Here is a 15,970-nt window from a genome sequence, read left to right on the forward strand (position 1 = left end):
TTTATCCTTCAAATCTACTCAAAAAACCTTAAAAAATAATAATTAATACTTGAACAGGATAATTGTGTGAATTCAAAAATGTTAGGCTCGATAGCCATTGTCGCGGGGACCGCAATTGGCGCGGGAATGTTAGCCTTACCCTTAGCCACGGCCGCTTTAGGCATGGTGCCAGCCATTTTGTTAATGGTGGTAATTTGGGGTTTGTCAGCCTATACCTCATTGTTAATGCTTGAGATTAACCTGCGCTCCGGCGTCGGTGATAACGTCCATGCCATCACGGGCAAACTCCTCGGTAAGAAAGGCCAAATGGTGCAAGGCGCCTCCTTTCTCAGCTTACTCTTTGCCTTAACGGCGGCGTATTTGACAGGCGGCTCATCGCTGTTAGTGCTTAAAGCCAAAAATATGTTTGATCTCGTGTTAGACAACCAGCTGGCGGTGGTGCTGTTTACCTTAGTGCTGGGTGGATTTGCGGCCTTAGGTGTGGCTTGGGTCGATAAAGCATCGCGTTTCTTGTTTTCACTGATGATTTTATTACTGATTGTGGTTGTGCTGTTTTTGTTACCAGAAGTCAGTATCTCGAGTATGGCAACCAGTGCGGTGGCCGAGTCCATGACCAGCAGTTGGATGGCGGCGATTCCTGTGGTGTTTACCTCCTTTGGTTTCCACGTGTGTATCGCGACCTTAGTGCGTTATTTAGATGGCGATGCTGTGTCGCTGCGCAAAGTATTGCTAATTGGTTCAACCATTCCACTCGCGTGTTATATCTTCTGGTTAGTGGTGACCTTAGGCACAGTGGGGGGCACCGAAATCAGCAGCTTTAATGGCTCTTTACCTGCGCTTATCAGTGCATTACAAGAGATTGCCCACACGCCTTGGATCAGCAAGTGTATTTCGCTGTTTGCGGATTTAGCCTTAATCACCTCTTTCCTCGGGGTAACCTTAAGCCTGTACGATTTTGTGGCCGAACTGACCCGCGCGAAGAAGACCTTCCTCGGCCGCGCCCAAACTTGGTTATTAACCTTTGTGCCACCGCTGTTATGTGCGCTCTATGTCCCCGAAGGTTTTGTTGCCGTATTAGGGTTCGCCGCTGTGCCGCTGGTGGTGATGATTATCTTCCTGCCGATTGTGATGGCACTGCGTCAGCGCCAAACTGCGCCGCAGGGATACCAAGTGTCTGGCGGGGCATTTACCCTCGGCATTGCCGGTCTGCTAGGCGCGGTGATTATCGGCGCTCAGTTATTTGTCGCGCTGTAAGCTAAAGTCATTTTGCGTACTTAAGTAGGTAAATGATGGTGAATGTATTTGCTTTGTAAGCGAGTTTTTCAAACTCTGTTATTGAGTGCATGCGATATGCTAAAGTCAGGCCCTGTGCCTGACTTTTTGCTTTTTAGCATTAATCAAAGCGGCATGTTATCCCAATAAATATAAGAAATGGCCTCGCAAGCGCTCGGCTTTCTTCACCTAAAACGGACTTAAGATAATGAAAAAATGGTTACTCTCAGTTGCCGTGGCGGCGAGTTTTGCCTCCCATGCCGATGAAGGTATGTGGCAGCCACACCAATTGCCCGCAATGGCCGATGAGCTGAAAGCGAAAGGCTTAGAGATTGATGCGAAATCGATTTCCAAACTGACCGAATTCCCCATGAATGCCGTGATCAGCCTAGGTGGCTGTACGGCATCCTTTGTATCGCCAAAAGGCTTAGTGGTGACAAACCATCACTGTGCCTATGGTTCGATTCAATATAACTCGACTGCAGAGAAAAACCTGTTGCAGGACGGTTTCTTAGCTAAAACCTTTGCCGATGAATTACCCGCAGCGCCAGGTTCTCGCGTTTATGTTACCGAAGAGGTGACCAATGTGACTGAGCGCGTCAACGCTGGGCTTGAAAACAAAGCGGGCCGTGAGTTTTATCAAGGTGTTGAGAACCAAGAAAAAGCACTCGTTGCCGAGTGTGAAAAGGACGAAGGCTACCGCTGCCAAGTGTATAGCTTCCACGGTGGCTTAGAATATTATCTGGTAAAACAGTTAGAAATCCGCGACGTACGTTTAGTCTATAACCCTGCGGGCAGCGTTGGTAAATACGGCGGCGATGTCGATAACTGGATGTGGCCGCGCCACACGGGTGACTTTTCCTTCTACCGCGCCTATGTGTCTAAAACCGGTAAACCTGCCGAATTTAGCGCCGACAACGTGCCGTACGAGCCTAAGAGCTTCTTAAAAGTTTCGGCCAAAGGCGTGAGTGAAGGGGATTTTGTGATGGTGGCGGGTTACCCCGGCCGTACCAACAGATACCGCACCGCGAACGAAGTGCAAAATCAGTTCGAATGGGCTTACCCAGAAGGCAAGATGCTTCGCGAACGTTTTATTGAAATCATCAAAGAAACGGCGCCAGAAGGCAGCGACGAGCGCATTAAGTACGAGAGCCAAATCGCTGGCTTAGCGAACTACGCTAAAAACTTCACCTCGATGATTGAGTTTTATGGCAAATCCACCATGTTAGCCGACCGCAAGGCCCGTGAAGCCGAGCTCGCCGCATGGATTGCTAAAGACAGCAGCCGCGAAGCCAAATACGGTAAAACCTTAAGTGAATTAGACGCGCTGATCGCCAAGAGCAAAGCCCATCAAGAACGGGATATGATTTTAAGCTACATTGGCAACACTACTATGGTGCCAACGGCGACCAATCTGTACCGTTTAGCCCATGAGAAGCAACTGCCTGATATGCAACGCGAACCCGGCTTCCAAGACCGTGATATGACGCGTTTCAAGGCGAGCATGGAACGTATCGATCGCCGTTATGCGCCAAGTGTAGATAAGGCCGTACTCTTGGATATGCTTAAACGTTATGCCGCGTTACCTGAGGCGCAGCGCTTACCAGCTATGGATAAAGCCTTTGGTATCGATAAAAAGGTTAACGAAGCTAAACTGGCGAAAACATTAGATAAAATGTACGCCAAAACCGAGCTGGGTAACAAAGATGTGCGTTTAGCATGGATGGAAAAATCCGTTGATGACTTCAAAGCCTCTAAGGATCCTTTTATTCAATTCGCCGTGGCCATGTATGACACCAACATGAGCGAAGAGAAGAAAGAGAAAGAGTTAGATGGCGAGCTGATGAAAGTACGTCCGCAATATATGGATGCCATCATCGCCTATAACCGTGAGCAAGGTAAGCCAGTGTACGCCGATGCGAACTCTAGCCTGCGGGTGACCGTTGGCCATGTTAAAGGTTATGAACCTAAAGATGGTTTAGTGGCTAAGCCCTTTACTCGCCTCGAAGGCATAGTGCAAAAAGACACTGGCGTTGACCCATTCGATGCGCCGAAAAAGCAGTTAGAGCTTATCAAGCAGAAGCAATACGGTGATTTCTATGTGAAAGCCATCGATTCTGTGCCAGTAAACTTCCTGTCGACCTTAGACACCACTGGCGGTAACTCTGGCTCTCCAACCCTAAACGGCCGCGCCGAGTTAGTGGGTTTACTGTTCGATGGCGTATATGAAAGCATCATCGGTGACTGGGCGTACGACGACAACATCAACCGCTCAATCCAAGTCGATAGCCGTTATATGCTGTGGGTGATGAAGTATTTAGATAATGCCGACAACCTGTTAGCCGAGATGGAAATCGTTAAGTAATCCATCACCGCATCGCACTGATGTTGCGAATATGATTGCTAAGCTGCTTATGCCATATGAGTTACGTGATAAATAGGTAGCGATCGCAAGACAATAAAAAGCGATAAACCAATGTGGTTTATCGCTTTTTTGTATGTAATGACTTGCCGATGATTGTTGAAAACAGTATTGCTAGGCGAGCCATGGTATTCGCTCACCGACACGGTGAATAGAAACCTAGGGTTTCTAAGCTTATGAACGAGAGCCATTGATGGCGAACTGGCCGATAAACAGGGATGTTGTTCAAGTCCATCCGTGGATGTAGGGCCGCCCGTCTGATGTGAATGGATTCACGAATGCCGCGATGGCATGGATGCCAAAGAGCTGCCATGGGGCGGACGGTCGTCTCGCTAATTACCATGGAGCACCTTTCTAGCATTGGCGTAGTTTGTAAGTCTTAAAGACATACGTATCATGTTTGGGAGTGTTTTTGTGTTAAAACAATAAACTAAAACACAAAATATCAGATTAAAATTTGTATGAATTTACATCGTATTACGACGGTTTGTCCGCTGTAATGTTTTGTTATGCCATTCAATAATTTCCATCTCAAGCTGCAGCAGGTCACTTGCCGACCTGATTGGCAAGCTTTCATTGATTCTCATTATTTCTGAACGACTTGATTTCATAGCATTCAATTTTTTAGGTTTGCTTAAAGCTTCATATACCGATTTATCTTTATTATTTACATAGTAGTATCTGATTTTAGGTTTAATTTTTTTAAAGTTAACTGAAATAATCACAAAATCAGAATTTAAATTAATATCTTTGGCTTTAAGATCCTCAGTTTTAACTTTACCCCAATAAAGCCTTTCAAAAAGGCCGTCATTTGAAATTATGTCGTCTTCAATAGATGATAAAGAACCATCTTTAGAGAAAGTTGATGATATTTTTTCAAACTCTTCAAGATATGAAAAATCAATTGTTTTTTCATTCAAACTACTTGGTGGCAGCATAGCAAGTCCACAAGCTATACTTTCTGGCTTGTTATTACTTGCTAAGTTCCATAAATCTATGTCATCAAAATCATAATGAAGGGTAGAAAAACCATTCTTATTCTTAAAGAAATTTAACGATGTCTCATTATTACTGACAACAACACACAAAATTTTTTTGTTTGGAAATAGTCTTTTTAGGAGCTTTGATTTCCGTAGAGACTCTTTTTTCAAGCTTCTTAAATTTTCAGGCTTTTGCGTAAGAGTACACTCGTAGAACGATAGAGAATATTCATCTATTTTAATGCAATCAAATTCGGCCATTGCGATTCTGTCGCTATTATAGATAAATCGACCTAGGTTGTCGCAGTAGAATCCTGTCTTCAGATATTTATTATTTTTTGGTGTATACGGGCCTTTAGAAATTATCTTTACGGTATTTTCTGATAAGCTTTCAATATTGGAAATCATCATTTCATAGAAGGAAGCCTCATAAACCTCACCTTTGAAATTCATAGCTTTCCAATGGTTGTTAGGGGCTTTTATGTAACTCTTAGAATGTGAGTATCGATATTTATATAAATTCATTACTTGCTTCCTAATGGGGTATGCGAATCAAGTATCATCAATTATAAATCAATAACATAATGCACTTTTGATTTATCTACAACACATTTTTGTAAAGTGATTTGAATATTAAGCGAAAAAATCGAAGGGCTGCATCAGAGTCGAAAAATGGTTTTAGGAATTGATTTAAAAGGAGCGTTCAAGGCTTATCTGAGCTCTGCAAGGCGCGAAATATAAAGGCTTTTTCAATGCTGAATTAAGTATAGATGGAGGTTATTACCACGCTATTAAAAGCTGGGTATCTCAGTATTTTCGTATTTCCTTTTCAATAAAAAGTATTACTTTTATGTCGTTTAATACCTAGGTAAAAAATTTTATCGTATTATCCCGTCACTATTTTTTATCTAGTTAGTTGGTTTGCGAGGGCTAACTTTCCCTACAGAAAAGGATTTTTTATGGGACATAAGACGTTATTGAGTACTGTACTTTTGACTGCGACCTGCGGTATCGCCACTTTTGCGGTGAATGCCGAATCACTGTTTACTCCCTTCCCTGACGCCAAATCGCCTGAAGAAAAGCGCATCCACTATACGCCCTTTGAGCTTATCACCGCAGTGAATGGTGACAAGTTCACTCTGTTGCCTGTATCGGGCAAATTGACTCGACAAAGCGTTGAGTTGCCAGAGGGGTATAGTCCCGAGCATGTGATCAATAACTATTTGGCACAGCTTAAAAAACTGAATGCTGAAGTGTTATTTAGCTGCAAGGCCGCCACCTGCGGTGATGGTCAAACCATGCAAACTCAGCTAAAGCCACTTAAAAGTGTGAATGCCGACTATCACAGTGCTTACGTGGCGGCAAAACTGAAAGGTACTCGCGGTGAGGTTTACACCAGTATCTATGTCGTCAATCGGGAGGATAGGTACACCTATCTACAGGTCGATATCCTCGACGCTATCCCTGAGCCGCTGGATTTGATCCAAGCGAATGGTGACTTTTTACAGCAGGCGCCGAAGGACGTTGAGATTAAAGATAGGCGTAGTGATGACGCTCAAGGCGCGACCGACCATCCTTTGTTGGGGCGTATGCCCGGCAGTTATATTTCAAGTTACAAACAAACTAACTTTACCCAAGTACCCGTATTGGTGGGGATGACGGGCGCCGATTATCAAACCAAACCGCTGAACGCCAAGCTTACCCAAATAACGTATCACATGCCTGAAAGCTACTCGTTGTTTGAAATCAACAGCAATTATGCCGCAGCAGCACAAAAACTGCAGGCTGAGCGGGTGTTCCACTGTAAAGGTACGGCCTGCGGCGACGATGATAACCTGATCAATGCCATCAAATTAATCAAGGACGATAAAGAAGACGAATGGCAGGAGTATCAGCTGTTTAAGCTGAGTCACGCCAAGGGCGATGTTTACTTCGATATCTATTCCCAAGGTTATTTCGATGGCACACCTGCCGATACTACGCTCAGGGTAATGGAGCTCTCTACTCTGAAGGATGATCGTGTGGCGATCGACCTCGATGCCTTGACCGATGCGATTAGCCAAACAGGTAAGGCGACGTTAGAGGGATTGTTGTTTGATTATGACAGTGAGCGTATGTTACCTGAGTCTAAGCCAGTACTCGAGGTCCTCGCGAGCTATCTTAAGCAGAACCCCACGCTGAGTTTCTATGTGGTCGGACATACCGATGACAAGGGCGAGCGGAGTTACAATCAAAGCCTGTCGGAGCGCCGCGCCGCAGCTGTGATTAAGCAGTTGAGTGACGGGTTTAAAATTCCGTCGGCCCAATTAACCGCTCACGGTAACGGGGAATACAGCCCTGTGGCCAGCAACACGAATAATGCCGGACAAAAATTGAATCGCAGAGTGGAGTTAGTGCTTCGTTCCGATAAAAAGTAGCTAAATTTCAATAATTTGAAAGGCTATCTTCGTTCCATCAAAAACGCCTGAGTCATCTCAGGCGTTTCTATCTTCATCGGCGCTTATTGGCGCTCATTGGAAGATATTGTTCGCGCAGGCATTTGTCTCAAATTGAGGTTAGCTGCTTAAGGGTATTCACCACTTATCCTCACTAAATCGTCACAGCGGCTTTAAGCGCTGTAATTTCCTCTGGGCTGAGTGGTCGCATTTCGCCTTCGGCTAAGGATCCTAGGGTTAATGTCATTAACGCGACGCGTTGCAAGTCAATCACCTTATAGCCTAAGGCGTTGGACATGCGCCGAATTTGGCGATTCAACCCTTGGGTCAGCACAATTTCAAAACGGTCTGCACTTAACCGTGTGACTTGGCAGGGGGGTGTGCGTACTTCTTTGTATTGCACGCCGCTGGCCATTTGCTCGATAAAGGCATCGTTGAAGGGCTTATCGAGTTGTACGTGATAGGTTTTACTGTGGGCAAAACTGGGGTGCATCAGTTTATGGGTGAGTTCGCCATCGTTAGTCAGCAGTAATAAACCGCGGGAATCCTTGTCTAATCTGCCCACAGGGTAGAGTCTTGGTGTGGTTGGTAGTAAATGCAGCAAACTGGATTTATCGGCGTCTAACAAACGGCAATCTGTGCCTACAGCTTTATTGAAGATCCAATAAGTAAGCGCTTCGGTGCCCGATATAGGCTTTTCATCTAAGCAGAGGCTATCAAGACAGTGACCGTCAGCATCGAAATGCACGGCATCGGTATGCTTGGCTATCTTGCCATTGAGGCTGATGCGTCCGGCCTCAATCAAGCGGCAGGCCTCACGGCGTGAACTAATGCCGCATTGGGCAAGGTATTTGGCAAGACGCATAAATGACTAAGCTAAAACGGGTGATGGACTTGGGCGCGATGATACAGGATTTTGGATAAACGACGCATGGCAAATGCGAGGCTTAAGCACCAAATAATATTAAGGTTTGTTTGCAGCCACATATTGGCGGCAACAAAACAGAAGTGATTGCCCGTATCGCAGGGCGGGAAGTCCAGTTGGCTCCAATCCAGTTGTAAGCTCAGGCTAATGGCACTGATAAAGCTTAATAAGCTCAAGTAAAACAAAGGTCTTGGACAGATAAGTTTAGGCACGATTCCTGCGATAATCACCAAGGCATGCAGGGTTAGCGTACTTAACAGATAACTCGTCGAAACCAGCCTGTGCATGGTCAAAAAGTTAATCGGGAAAATCCCCATCAAAATCACCGAGGTGCCAACCCAGGCGCCAGTGAGCGCAATATATTGGCTAAAGGTGTCGAGTTTAAGTAAGTAGAGCCCAGCCATAGAGACCAACATACAAATCCCCGCGGCGAGTAAGCCGAGGTTAAACACATACGCGAGGGGCGAGTTGATATAGTCACCGAGAAAATCGGCACGCATAAACAGGGCGGGAGTGCCTACAACTTGATATTCGGCGTAAAGCGCTATGATAACCCCGGTGGCACTCAGCAGCGCAGCGCCCACAATCAACCAAGTGATTAGGCGATGTAAGTCGTAAAAACTGGGCTCATGCTGCAGATTCATTGTGATTTTGAGTTCAATGTATAGGGCGAAATATGGCGAACAATCGCGTGTAACTTGCCTGAATCCTCGAATGAAGGCAAGTCTAGGCGAGATTCATATGATTACCCAGATAAAAACAAAGGGAGCGAATGGCTCCCTTGGTGTTATCGATAATCGAATTAGGTTAGTGGCGCTTGCGGAAAATCACAATTGCAATGGCGACAGCCGCTAGGATCATGCAGTACCAAGCGTGGGATACGGCCGCCAGCGGTGTGATGCTAAAGGTTGAAGCGATCAGCAGTGCTTGGGCGCCATAGGGGATTAACCCTTGGATAATACAGGCAAAGATATCGAGTACACTGGCTGCACGCTTAGGGCTAACACCATGTTTTTCTGCCAGATCTTTAGCAATATCACCCGTCACAACGATAGACACTGTGTTATTGGCAACACAGCTGTTGGTGACGGCTACAATCCCTGCCATGCCTAATTCAGCCGCGCGGCATGAGGCTTCACCTTGAGCTTTTGAGAAACGGGTGATGAGCTTTTCAATCTGTTTGCTTACAAAGGCTAAACCCCCTTGTTGCTGCATCAGCGCGGCTAAACCACCGACTAACATCGACAGGATGAAGATTTCCTGCATATTGCTAAAGCCCGCGTAGATATCCTTACCAAATTGGATAACGCCATAGTCCATGGTCAGGAATCCCGCAGCGCCCGCCAGCAGAATGCCTAAGGTCAAGACAACGAACACGTTTAACCCTGCGACCGCTAATACCAGAATCGTCAGGTAAGGAATCACCTTGATAAAGTCTATATCTTGAGCGGCTAGATCGGCTTGGCCTTGGCCTGCAATCACAAAGGCAACAAAGGTGAGCAGTGAAGCCGGGATTGCAAAAATCAGGTTCTCGCGGAATTTATCTTTCATATCACAGCCTTGAGTACGAGTGGCCGCAATAGTGGTATCCGAAATAATCGAGAGGTTATCGCCAAACAGTGCGCCAGACATCACGGCGCCTGCCATCAGGGCATAATCAATTTGTGCCTGATCGGCAACGCCTAAGGCGATAGGTGCCACGGCGGCAATAGTGCCCATTGAGGTGCCCATTGCGGTGGCAATAAAAGCGGCAATCACAAAAAAGCCGGGCAGTAATAGGTTTGAAGGAATAAGGGATAAACCTAAGGCAACGGTCGCATCGACACCACCGGTGGCTTTTGCGACCGCAGCAAAACCTCCAGCCAGCAAGTAAATCAAACACATAGCAATAATATTGCTGTGGCCAATGCCGCCGATAAAGGTATCAATCGCTTGATTGAGTTTTTGTTTTGATAATACCAAGGCCAGAATAATGGCTGGCAGAATGGCAATCACACTCGGTAATTGATAGAAGGCAAAGTCCACACCTTGGCTTTGGAAATAGACGCCTGCGCCAATAAACAGACTTAAAAAAACAAATAAGGGTAACAGGGCAATAAAGGATGCCGGGCTACTTGGTGCAGTGGTTTGGGCTAATTGACTCAATGTAATGTCTCTTTTACTCGGCGGGTTGTCCGCGTGATCCTTGGCAGTCGAACTCGCTTAAAATCTATGCCGCTTTGGCATCATATCCTAGCAACTTGGTGCCAAGCATATTGGATTGCCAATTTACTGTCAATCTAGACGTCTAGATGTTTTTACTTCCGTTGTGATCTGTTCGTTAAAAAGAGGTTTAAATCCTGATTGCTCAACAATTTTTACTTTATTAAACATTGTATTATACGAGTTTATTAATGAGGAAAATTCTGCTTGTTTGGGCTGGTGTTATCGATGAGCTGAAGTTTCTGCTGTATTATCGTCCTTTTATGCCGCACAACTACATAGCACGAAGATTGTCTTGCATAAATATTAGCCAATATGGCGGCAAGCAATGAAACCTCAACACGGCCTAATAAATTCCTCTTACTTTTTGCTATTTCATCCTGCTGCCTATGTTCCCCATAATGGATAACTCTGTTTTGTCCCGAGATGGCCTCTCACAAAGTTATTCTGCTATTTCTTTTTTCGATTAGCTCAGTCGTTGTTCAATTGACTATTGCTGTTGTGGGCCAGATGGGGTAAAACGGTGATCTTTCATCCACATCCATTTATTGCAGCTAACAGCATAGTGATACGTAGAGCTAAGCCTTTATTAGGCACTTTAGTTGAAATTGCGGTCGAATCTGTTGTTGAAGATCCCTCTTTGCCAACACTCGATGAACAAGCCATGCAAGCTGCAATTACGGCAGCTTTTTCTCGCATTGCTCAAATCGGGCGGTTATTAAGTTTCCATCAGCAAGATAGTGAATTAAATCTTTTAAACCGACAGCCTGGAAATTGGGTTCTCCTAAGCCAAGATAGTTTACGCGTATTTAAATTAGCTAAATGGTTTGGTAAAGCCAGCGATAACTTATTTAACTGCACGATTGGCGGCGAAATGATGTCACGCGGCGCTTTACCTTGTTACCTTGGCATGCCATTACTTTTGCAGGGCGATTGGCAGGATATTGAGATCAGGGCAAATCAAGCACGTTTAGCCCGGCCATTAATCGTCACCTTGGATGGGATTGCCAAGGGATACGCCGTTGATATGGCCGTCAGTGAATTGTGCCGGGCCGGTGTATCGGGCGGTTGGGTTAACGCGGGTGGTGATCTAAAGGTGTTTGGTTCTGCCTCCTTAGATGTACTTTGCCGAGGTTCTAATGGATTAAGCCAAAAGGTCACGGTAAGAAATATGGCACTGGCTAGCTCACGGGTTTCACAACAATTGAGTTTAGGTTGCCCCGCATTGCTGCTACCGACTGGCAATGTCGATATGATGAGTTTTGATGCGACAAGTGAACGGGTTGTGAGTGTGCAAGCTCCATTCGCGTGGCGAGCCGATGCGCTGACCAAAGTTGCGGGTTACCTTTCTGCTGATGTTGCAAAGGAAAAAATCCAGTTACTTGGCGGGCAATTGGTCTGTTAACGTCATGACCAAGGGGCAAATATCTAATGATGCTCCGTGTTATCACATCATGCCTTGATATTTTAACATATTGTTTTAAAGGTGATTTTTAAACACCCCTTTAGCTTAATAAGGCCTGTTGACGTTTCATGATTGTTTAATCTCGAAACGTCAACAGGCTAGCGTGTACTATTATGCGACTTTAAAACGCGAGACTTCTTTTTGTAGATTGCTGCAAATGGCTTGAGTGTTGACGACTATCTGCTGGGTTTCTTGGATCACCGTATTGCAATACCTTGTTTTGTCAGACAACTCAGTCAAGTTACGATTAATTTCTTCGGTCACATGGGTTTGCTCTTCGGTGGCTGTGGCAGTTTGCGTCGACATCTCGCTGACCTTAGAGGTGGAGTTAAGGATCTCATCTAGGGCATCCTGTGTCTGACTGGCGAAGGTCACGGTTGAGTTTGTGAGGCTGGCGCCCGATTCAATGCTCTTCACCGCATCATTTACGCCCCGTTGTAACTCTTCAATCATGCGCTGAATATCTTGGGTCGAGGTTTCGGTGCGGCTCGCCAGTGTCCGCACTTCATCGGCAACCACGGCAAAGCCTCGTCCTTGCTCACCCGCGCGGGCCGCTTCAATGGCAGCATTGAGGGCGAGGAGATTGGTTTGCTCTGCAATTGCACGGATCACATCTAGCACTGAGGCAATATTAGCTGAGTTGACAGAGAGTTTTTCAATAACCGCTACTGCATGTTTGACTGATTCAGACAGTTGCTGAATATGGTTTACCGATTGCGAGAGGATATTTTTACCCTCAATGGTTTGGTCGTTGACCTTAGTGATTTCGGTGGCGGTATGCAGGGCGTTACTGGCTACCTCCCGCACCGCTGCACTCATTTCATTCACCGCTGTGACTATAGTATCGACAAATTGTTCTTGCTCGTGGCTAATCTCCATTGTTGTCGTTGACTTGCTTGCAAGGTGTTCAACGGTTTGGCTGACATCTTTTGTTTGGCTGATAATTGCAATGACCATTTGCTGCAGTTGGGCAACGAATAAATTAAAGGCATTGGCTAGTTCACCGATTTCATCTTGACGGGTGATGGGGATACGTTGGGTTAAATTGCCATCGCCATCGACAATATCGTTGATCCGATTGGTGATATCTTGAATCGCATTAACAATAATTTTGGGCCCGAAATAAGCAATCACTAGGGCGACGATAGCCACTAGGGTGGCAATGGTGATGGAAATTTGAGTTTGAGTGGTGGCCTGTTCCGATGCCTGTAAATCCAATTCTTTAACGCGGTTATCGGCGGCTTCGCCGGCGGCATTGTAGATACTCCTCAAGGCTTTAAATTCTTTTTTGGATTTACCTTCGTGTAGTTGTCTCGCCAGTTCGAAGTTATTGCTTTTGACTGCGTTAATCACTTCCGATGACGCTTGATGCCAAAGTGAAAATTGTGCATCGAAACCGCTAGTGGATTTGATTACTTCTAAATGATCTTGCAGGTGATTTTTAAACTCCCCCATACGATCGCGCGCTTGGTCGACGTTCTCTTGCCAGTTGTCTATTTCATTCTTTCGGTTCTCACTGCTCAGATCAGGGCGAAGTAGCACTTCTTCACTCAATTGGGCTTGGTAGAGATCCCGATCAGCGTTGAGAATGGCCGAAATCGCTGGATTAAATAATTGGCTAAACTCCTGCATTTGCTTGAGAGTTGAGCGGCTCTGCATGGCATCTGTGATGGCCATAACGATCAAGGCTGTCGCCATAATGGCAAACATCAGCGAAAACTTAACTCTAATGCTATTAAACATGGGACTCTCCATAACTCTCTGACAAAACAACTTATTAAATAGCATAGTCGCTATTTGGTTGTTTGCAGCAGTCAGTGAAAAGTCAAAGCGCGATGATAGAAAACGCCCCAAGTTTTTGGGGCGTTGTGATAAGCGATTTATTCGGTGCAGGCGATTGCAATCGAGGTCTTAGGTTTAGGTTTTACCTGCACTAACATCACCCCAAAGATGACCATAGCGCCACCTATATAGTGATAAATGGCTAAGGTTTCATTTAAAATAATCGCCGCTAAGATTGCCGAGAGGATTGGCATCAAATTGAAGAAAATGCTGGTGCGCTCGGCCCCTAACTTGCTGATGCCATTAATCCAGGCCCAAGGTGCGATGAGTGAAGCGCCTAAAGCGGCATACATAATTAACGGTGCGGCTTGGCTGCTAATGGCTGTACTTGGCGCGCTAAACAGCAGCGGAGTTAACATCAATACCGCGATAATCCCTTGAATATACACTGACTCCCACGTCGATATCGGCAATTGCCAGCGTTTAAGCAATACCCCATAAAGGGCGTACACAAAGGCGCTGATGAGTAACAGTAAATCCCCTTGGGTCACGCCGATGGCAAGATTGGCCATATCCCCGTGGCTTAACATAAACACTAAACCCAAGAGCGAAATCACAGTGCCACCAAAGACCAAGGGCGTCAGCTTTTGTTTGAGTATTGGCACGGCTAAAAACAAGCTCACCATAGGCACCAGCGAGTTGATTAGGGCCATATTGGTCGCGGTTGTGGTTGCCGCCGCAAAATAAGCCAGGCTTTGGTTTAATACCATGCCTAAGGCGGCTAAGGTGGCGAGTTTAGGCAGTAATGGTGCGATCGTTTTACGCTTGCGCCAGACTGGTTTTAGCATAAAAGGCGTTAATACTAGCATGGCAAAAAACCAGCGATAAAAGGCAATCGCTTCGGGGGCGATAATCCCAAAGGAGAGTTTGTTAACAATGGCGTTACCTGCCCAAATCACAACGGCGAGTAGGGGAAATAAATACAGCATAGGTCAGTCTTAATTGGCGTGAAGGCGGGTTAGGCGAAAGGGCATAAACCCGATGTTTTAGGTTGCTGCTATTATCGCGGGTCTTTTATGATATAAATATCGCTTAAAAGACAATGTCAGTTCGTCGGCGGACAATCTTTTTTAAGTCTCAGTATTCGCCTCGAATTTGCTAGTCTATTTTTGGAGTTCTGATGCGTCCTGTTTATCATCCGCTTAAGGCAGAGCAAGCGCCTGTTGCCGATATTTTCTTTAACTATGAAGCTTTTCTTCCCAATACCATCACCCCAAAACACAGTCATGCTTGGGGGCAATTGCAGCTGATCAGCGGCGGTATTATGGAACTGCATGCCGCAGGGCAGCGATTTTTATCGCCATCCCAATATGCGATTTGGGTACCTGCTGGGATTGAACATGAGAGCTTTACTCGCCGCAGTATCCATTATTGCTCGATGAATATCGTGGCTAGTCGAGCGGGGGCTTTTCCGGATGAGACCTGCCTGCTGGCAGTTACGCCCATCGCACAGGCGATAGTGAACGACCTAAGAGAGCGGCAAATCCGAGTAGCTGAAAGCGACGCAGATAAACGTCTGCTTGAGGTGCTAATCGACCAGTTGATTTTAGGTCAGGCACAGCCGCAATTTTTACCCTCAAGTGGCGATAAATTATTGCAGCCCATTTTGCAGCAACTCGAACTCGATCCCGCCAGCCAAAAGAGCCTTAAGGCTTGGGCGAGTGAACTACATACCACAGAGCGCACACTGGCTCGGCGTTGCCAAGACAGTCTTGGGATGAGTTTTACCGAGCTGCGGCAGCGGCATAAGTTTATTTATTCGTTACAGCTCTTGCGTGAGGGATTGGCAATCAAAGAGGTGGCACTGACCTTAGGCTATAACCAAACCTCACCCTATATTGTGATGTTTAAAAAATATGCCCAATATTCGCCTGAGCAATATCGTCGTCAATTGGGGTAAAAAAGAGGGCGAGATAGTCACCACGCCCTCTTGCTCATAAAGAGAGGATTTAAGGGATTTTTACACAGGGATTAATCGGAGTTTTTCTGTCGATTCCGTTTATCCTGACGTTTCTCTTTTAAGGTTTTCATCGGCGGTTTTTTCGCTTTTTCTTTACTCATGATAAATACTCCTAACTGAACTTAAACTCAGCAAAGTGATACTCAGTAAAGTGAAACTTCATAAAATGAGACTATCGAGTGTAGCGCCGCATTCTTACCGATAGTGTCGTTAACATTACCCGTCGGCAAAATTAACTCATGAAAAAGCCGTATGAGCCAGATAAATAAACTTATACTTCTTGATGGTTTTTACATAAGCGCTGCCATACTCGGTAAATATGCAAGAGGTCTAAGTTTTGGCTCATCGGCTTTAATTTGTTTCGCGGCCAGTTAATAGCTTCAAAATAATGCTCTCCCTATTTTCTTTATGCCTATGCTAGATGCCGCCGCAAATAGCGACCTAAAAGCATGCTGCCACTGAAATTT

The 15,970-nt window shown here is 45.6% G+C and carries 11 protein-coding genes; 5 read left to right on the forward strand and 6 right to left on the reverse strand.

Going from position 1 to position 15,970, the window contains the following annotated elements:
- Positions 1-78 precede the first annotated feature (78 nt).
- The gene (locus EYR25_RS03590) at positions 79-1,254 is read left to right on the forward strand and encodes an aromatic amino acid transport family protein (RefSeq protein ID WP_165953543.1); all 1,176 of its coding nucleotides are present in this window, start codon (positions 79-81) and stop codon (positions 1,252-1,254) included.
- A 226-nt stretch (positions 1,255-1,480) separates the two neighbouring features.
- Positions 1,481-3,637, forward strand: coding sequence for a S46 family peptidase (locus EYR25_RS03595; protein ID WP_011623769.1), 2,157 nt, complete (start codon positions 1,481-1,483; stop codon positions 3,635-3,637).
- 524 nt (positions 3,638-4,161) lie between these two features.
- Here EYR25_RS03595 and EYR25_RS03600 read toward each other — a convergent pair.
- Positions 4,162-5,199 (reverse strand): hypothetical protein, encoded by a 1,038-nt coding sequence (locus EYR25_RS03600; RefSeq protein ID WP_133178576.1) that lies wholly within the window; start codon positions 5,197-5,199, stop codon positions 4,162-4,164.
- A 434-nt stretch (positions 5,200-5,633) separates the two neighbouring features.
- On the opposite strand from EYR25_RS03600, the gene EYR25_RS03605 reads away from it, so the two are divergent.
- A complete protein-coding gene (locus EYR25_RS03605; protein ID WP_133178577.1) occupies positions 5,634-7,091 on the forward strand; it encodes an OmpA family protein in 1,458 nt (485 codons plus the stop codon).
- A gap of 172 nt (positions 7,092-7,263) precedes the next feature.
- On the opposite strand, the gene EYR25_RS03610 is transcribed toward EYR25_RS03605, so the two are convergent.
- The 3 genes from EYR25_RS03610 to EYR25_RS03620 all read right to left on the reverse strand — a co-directional run bounded on the left by EYR25_RS03610 (position 7,264) and on the right by EYR25_RS03620 (position 10,179).
- On the reverse strand, positions 7,264-7,974 hold the full coding sequence (locus EYR25_RS03610) for a 23S rRNA pseudouridine(2604) synthase RluF (protein WP_133178578.1): 711 nt from the start codon (positions 7,972-7,974) through the stop codon (positions 7,264-7,266).
- 11 nt (positions 7,975-7,985) lie between these two features.
- Positions 7,986-8,678 carry a hypothetical protein gene (locus EYR25_RS03615; protein ID WP_133178579.1) on the reverse strand — a complete coding sequence of 231 codons (693 nt, stop codon included), beginning with the start codon at positions 8,676-8,678 and terminating at the stop codon, positions 7,986-7,988.
- A gap of 163 nt (positions 8,679-8,841) precedes the next feature.
- Positions 8,842-10,179 (reverse strand): Na+/H+ antiporter NhaC family protein, encoded by a 1,338-nt coding sequence (locus EYR25_RS03620; protein ID WP_133178580.1) that lies wholly within the window; start codon positions 10,177-10,179, stop codon positions 8,842-8,844.
- Positions 10,180-10,801: 622 nt separating this feature from the next.
- On the opposite strand from EYR25_RS03620, the gene EYR25_RS03625 reads away from it, so the two are divergent.
- Positions 10,802-11,641 carry an FAD:protein FMN transferase gene (locus tag EYR25_RS03625; RefSeq protein ID WP_133182724.1) on the forward strand — a complete coding sequence of 280 codons (840 nt, stop codon included), beginning with the start codon at positions 10,802-10,804 and terminating at the stop codon, positions 11,639-11,641.
- Between the two features lie 171 nt (positions 11,642-11,812).
- On the opposite strand, the gene EYR25_RS03630 is transcribed toward EYR25_RS03625, so the two are convergent.
- Entirely contained in the window at positions 11,813-13,444 is a 1,632-nt protein-coding gene (locus EYR25_RS03630; RefSeq protein ID WP_133178581.1) for a methyl-accepting chemotaxis protein, read from the reverse strand.
- Between the two features lie 137 nt (positions 13,445-13,581).
- On the reverse strand, positions 13,582-14,472 hold the full coding sequence (locus EYR25_RS03635; protein WP_133178582.1) for a DMT family transporter: 891 nt from the start codon (positions 14,470-14,472) through the stop codon (positions 13,582-13,584).
- 191 nt (positions 14,473-14,663) lie between these two features.
- Here EYR25_RS03635 and EYR25_RS03640 point away from each other — a divergent pair, with 191 nt between their 5' ends.
- Complete coding sequence (locus tag EYR25_RS03640; RefSeq protein WP_023268372.1) at positions 14,664-15,443, forward strand: AraC family transcriptional regulator; 780 nt, start codon at positions 14,664-14,666, stop codon at positions 15,441-15,443.
- Positions 15,444-15,970 lie beyond the last annotated feature (527 nt).

The organism is Shewanella decolorationis (assembly GCF_004354305.1).
GTDB lineage: Bacteria > Pseudomonadota > Gammaproteobacteria > Enterobacterales > Shewanellaceae > Shewanella > Shewanella decolorationis.

What these genes read in the sequence shown, in the direction of transcription:
- EYR25_RS03640 (WP_023268372.1), top strand. Translation starts at nt 14,664, where the DNA reads ATGCGTCCTGTTTATCATCCGCTTAAGGCAGAGCAAGCGCCTGTTGCC.
- EYR25_RS03610 (WP_133178578.1), bottom strand. Translation starts at nt 7,974, where the DNA reads ATGCGTCTTGCCAAATACCTTGCCCAATGCGGCATTAGTTCACGCCGT.
- EYR25_RS03600 (WP_133178576.1), bottom strand. Translation starts at nt 5,199, where the DNA reads ATGAATTTATATAAATATCGATACTCACATTCTAAGAGTTACATAAAA.
- EYR25_RS03630 (WP_133178581.1), bottom strand. Translation starts at nt 13,444, where the DNA reads ATGTTTAATAGCATTAGAGTTAAGTTTTCGCTGATGTTTGCCATTATG.
- EYR25_RS03615 (WP_133178579.1), bottom strand. Translation starts at nt 8,678, where the DNA reads ATGAATCTGCAGCATGAGCCCAGTTTTTACGACTTACATCGCCTAATC.
- EYR25_RS03595 (WP_011623769.1), top strand. Translation starts at nt 1,481, where the DNA reads ATGAAAAAATGGTTACTCTCAGTTGCCGTGGCGGCGAGTTTTGCCTCC.
- EYR25_RS03590 (WP_165953543.1), top strand. Translation starts at nt 79, where the DNA reads ATGTTAGGCTCGATAGCCATTGTCGCGGGGACCGCAATTGGCGCGGGA.
- EYR25_RS03605 (WP_133178577.1), top strand. Translation starts at nt 5,634, where the DNA reads ATGGGACATAAGACGTTATTGAGTACTGTACTTTTGACTGCGACCTGC.
- EYR25_RS03635 (WP_133178582.1), bottom strand. Translation starts at nt 14,472, where the DNA reads ATGCTGTATTTATTTCCCCTACTCGCCGTTGTGATTTGGGCAGGTAAC.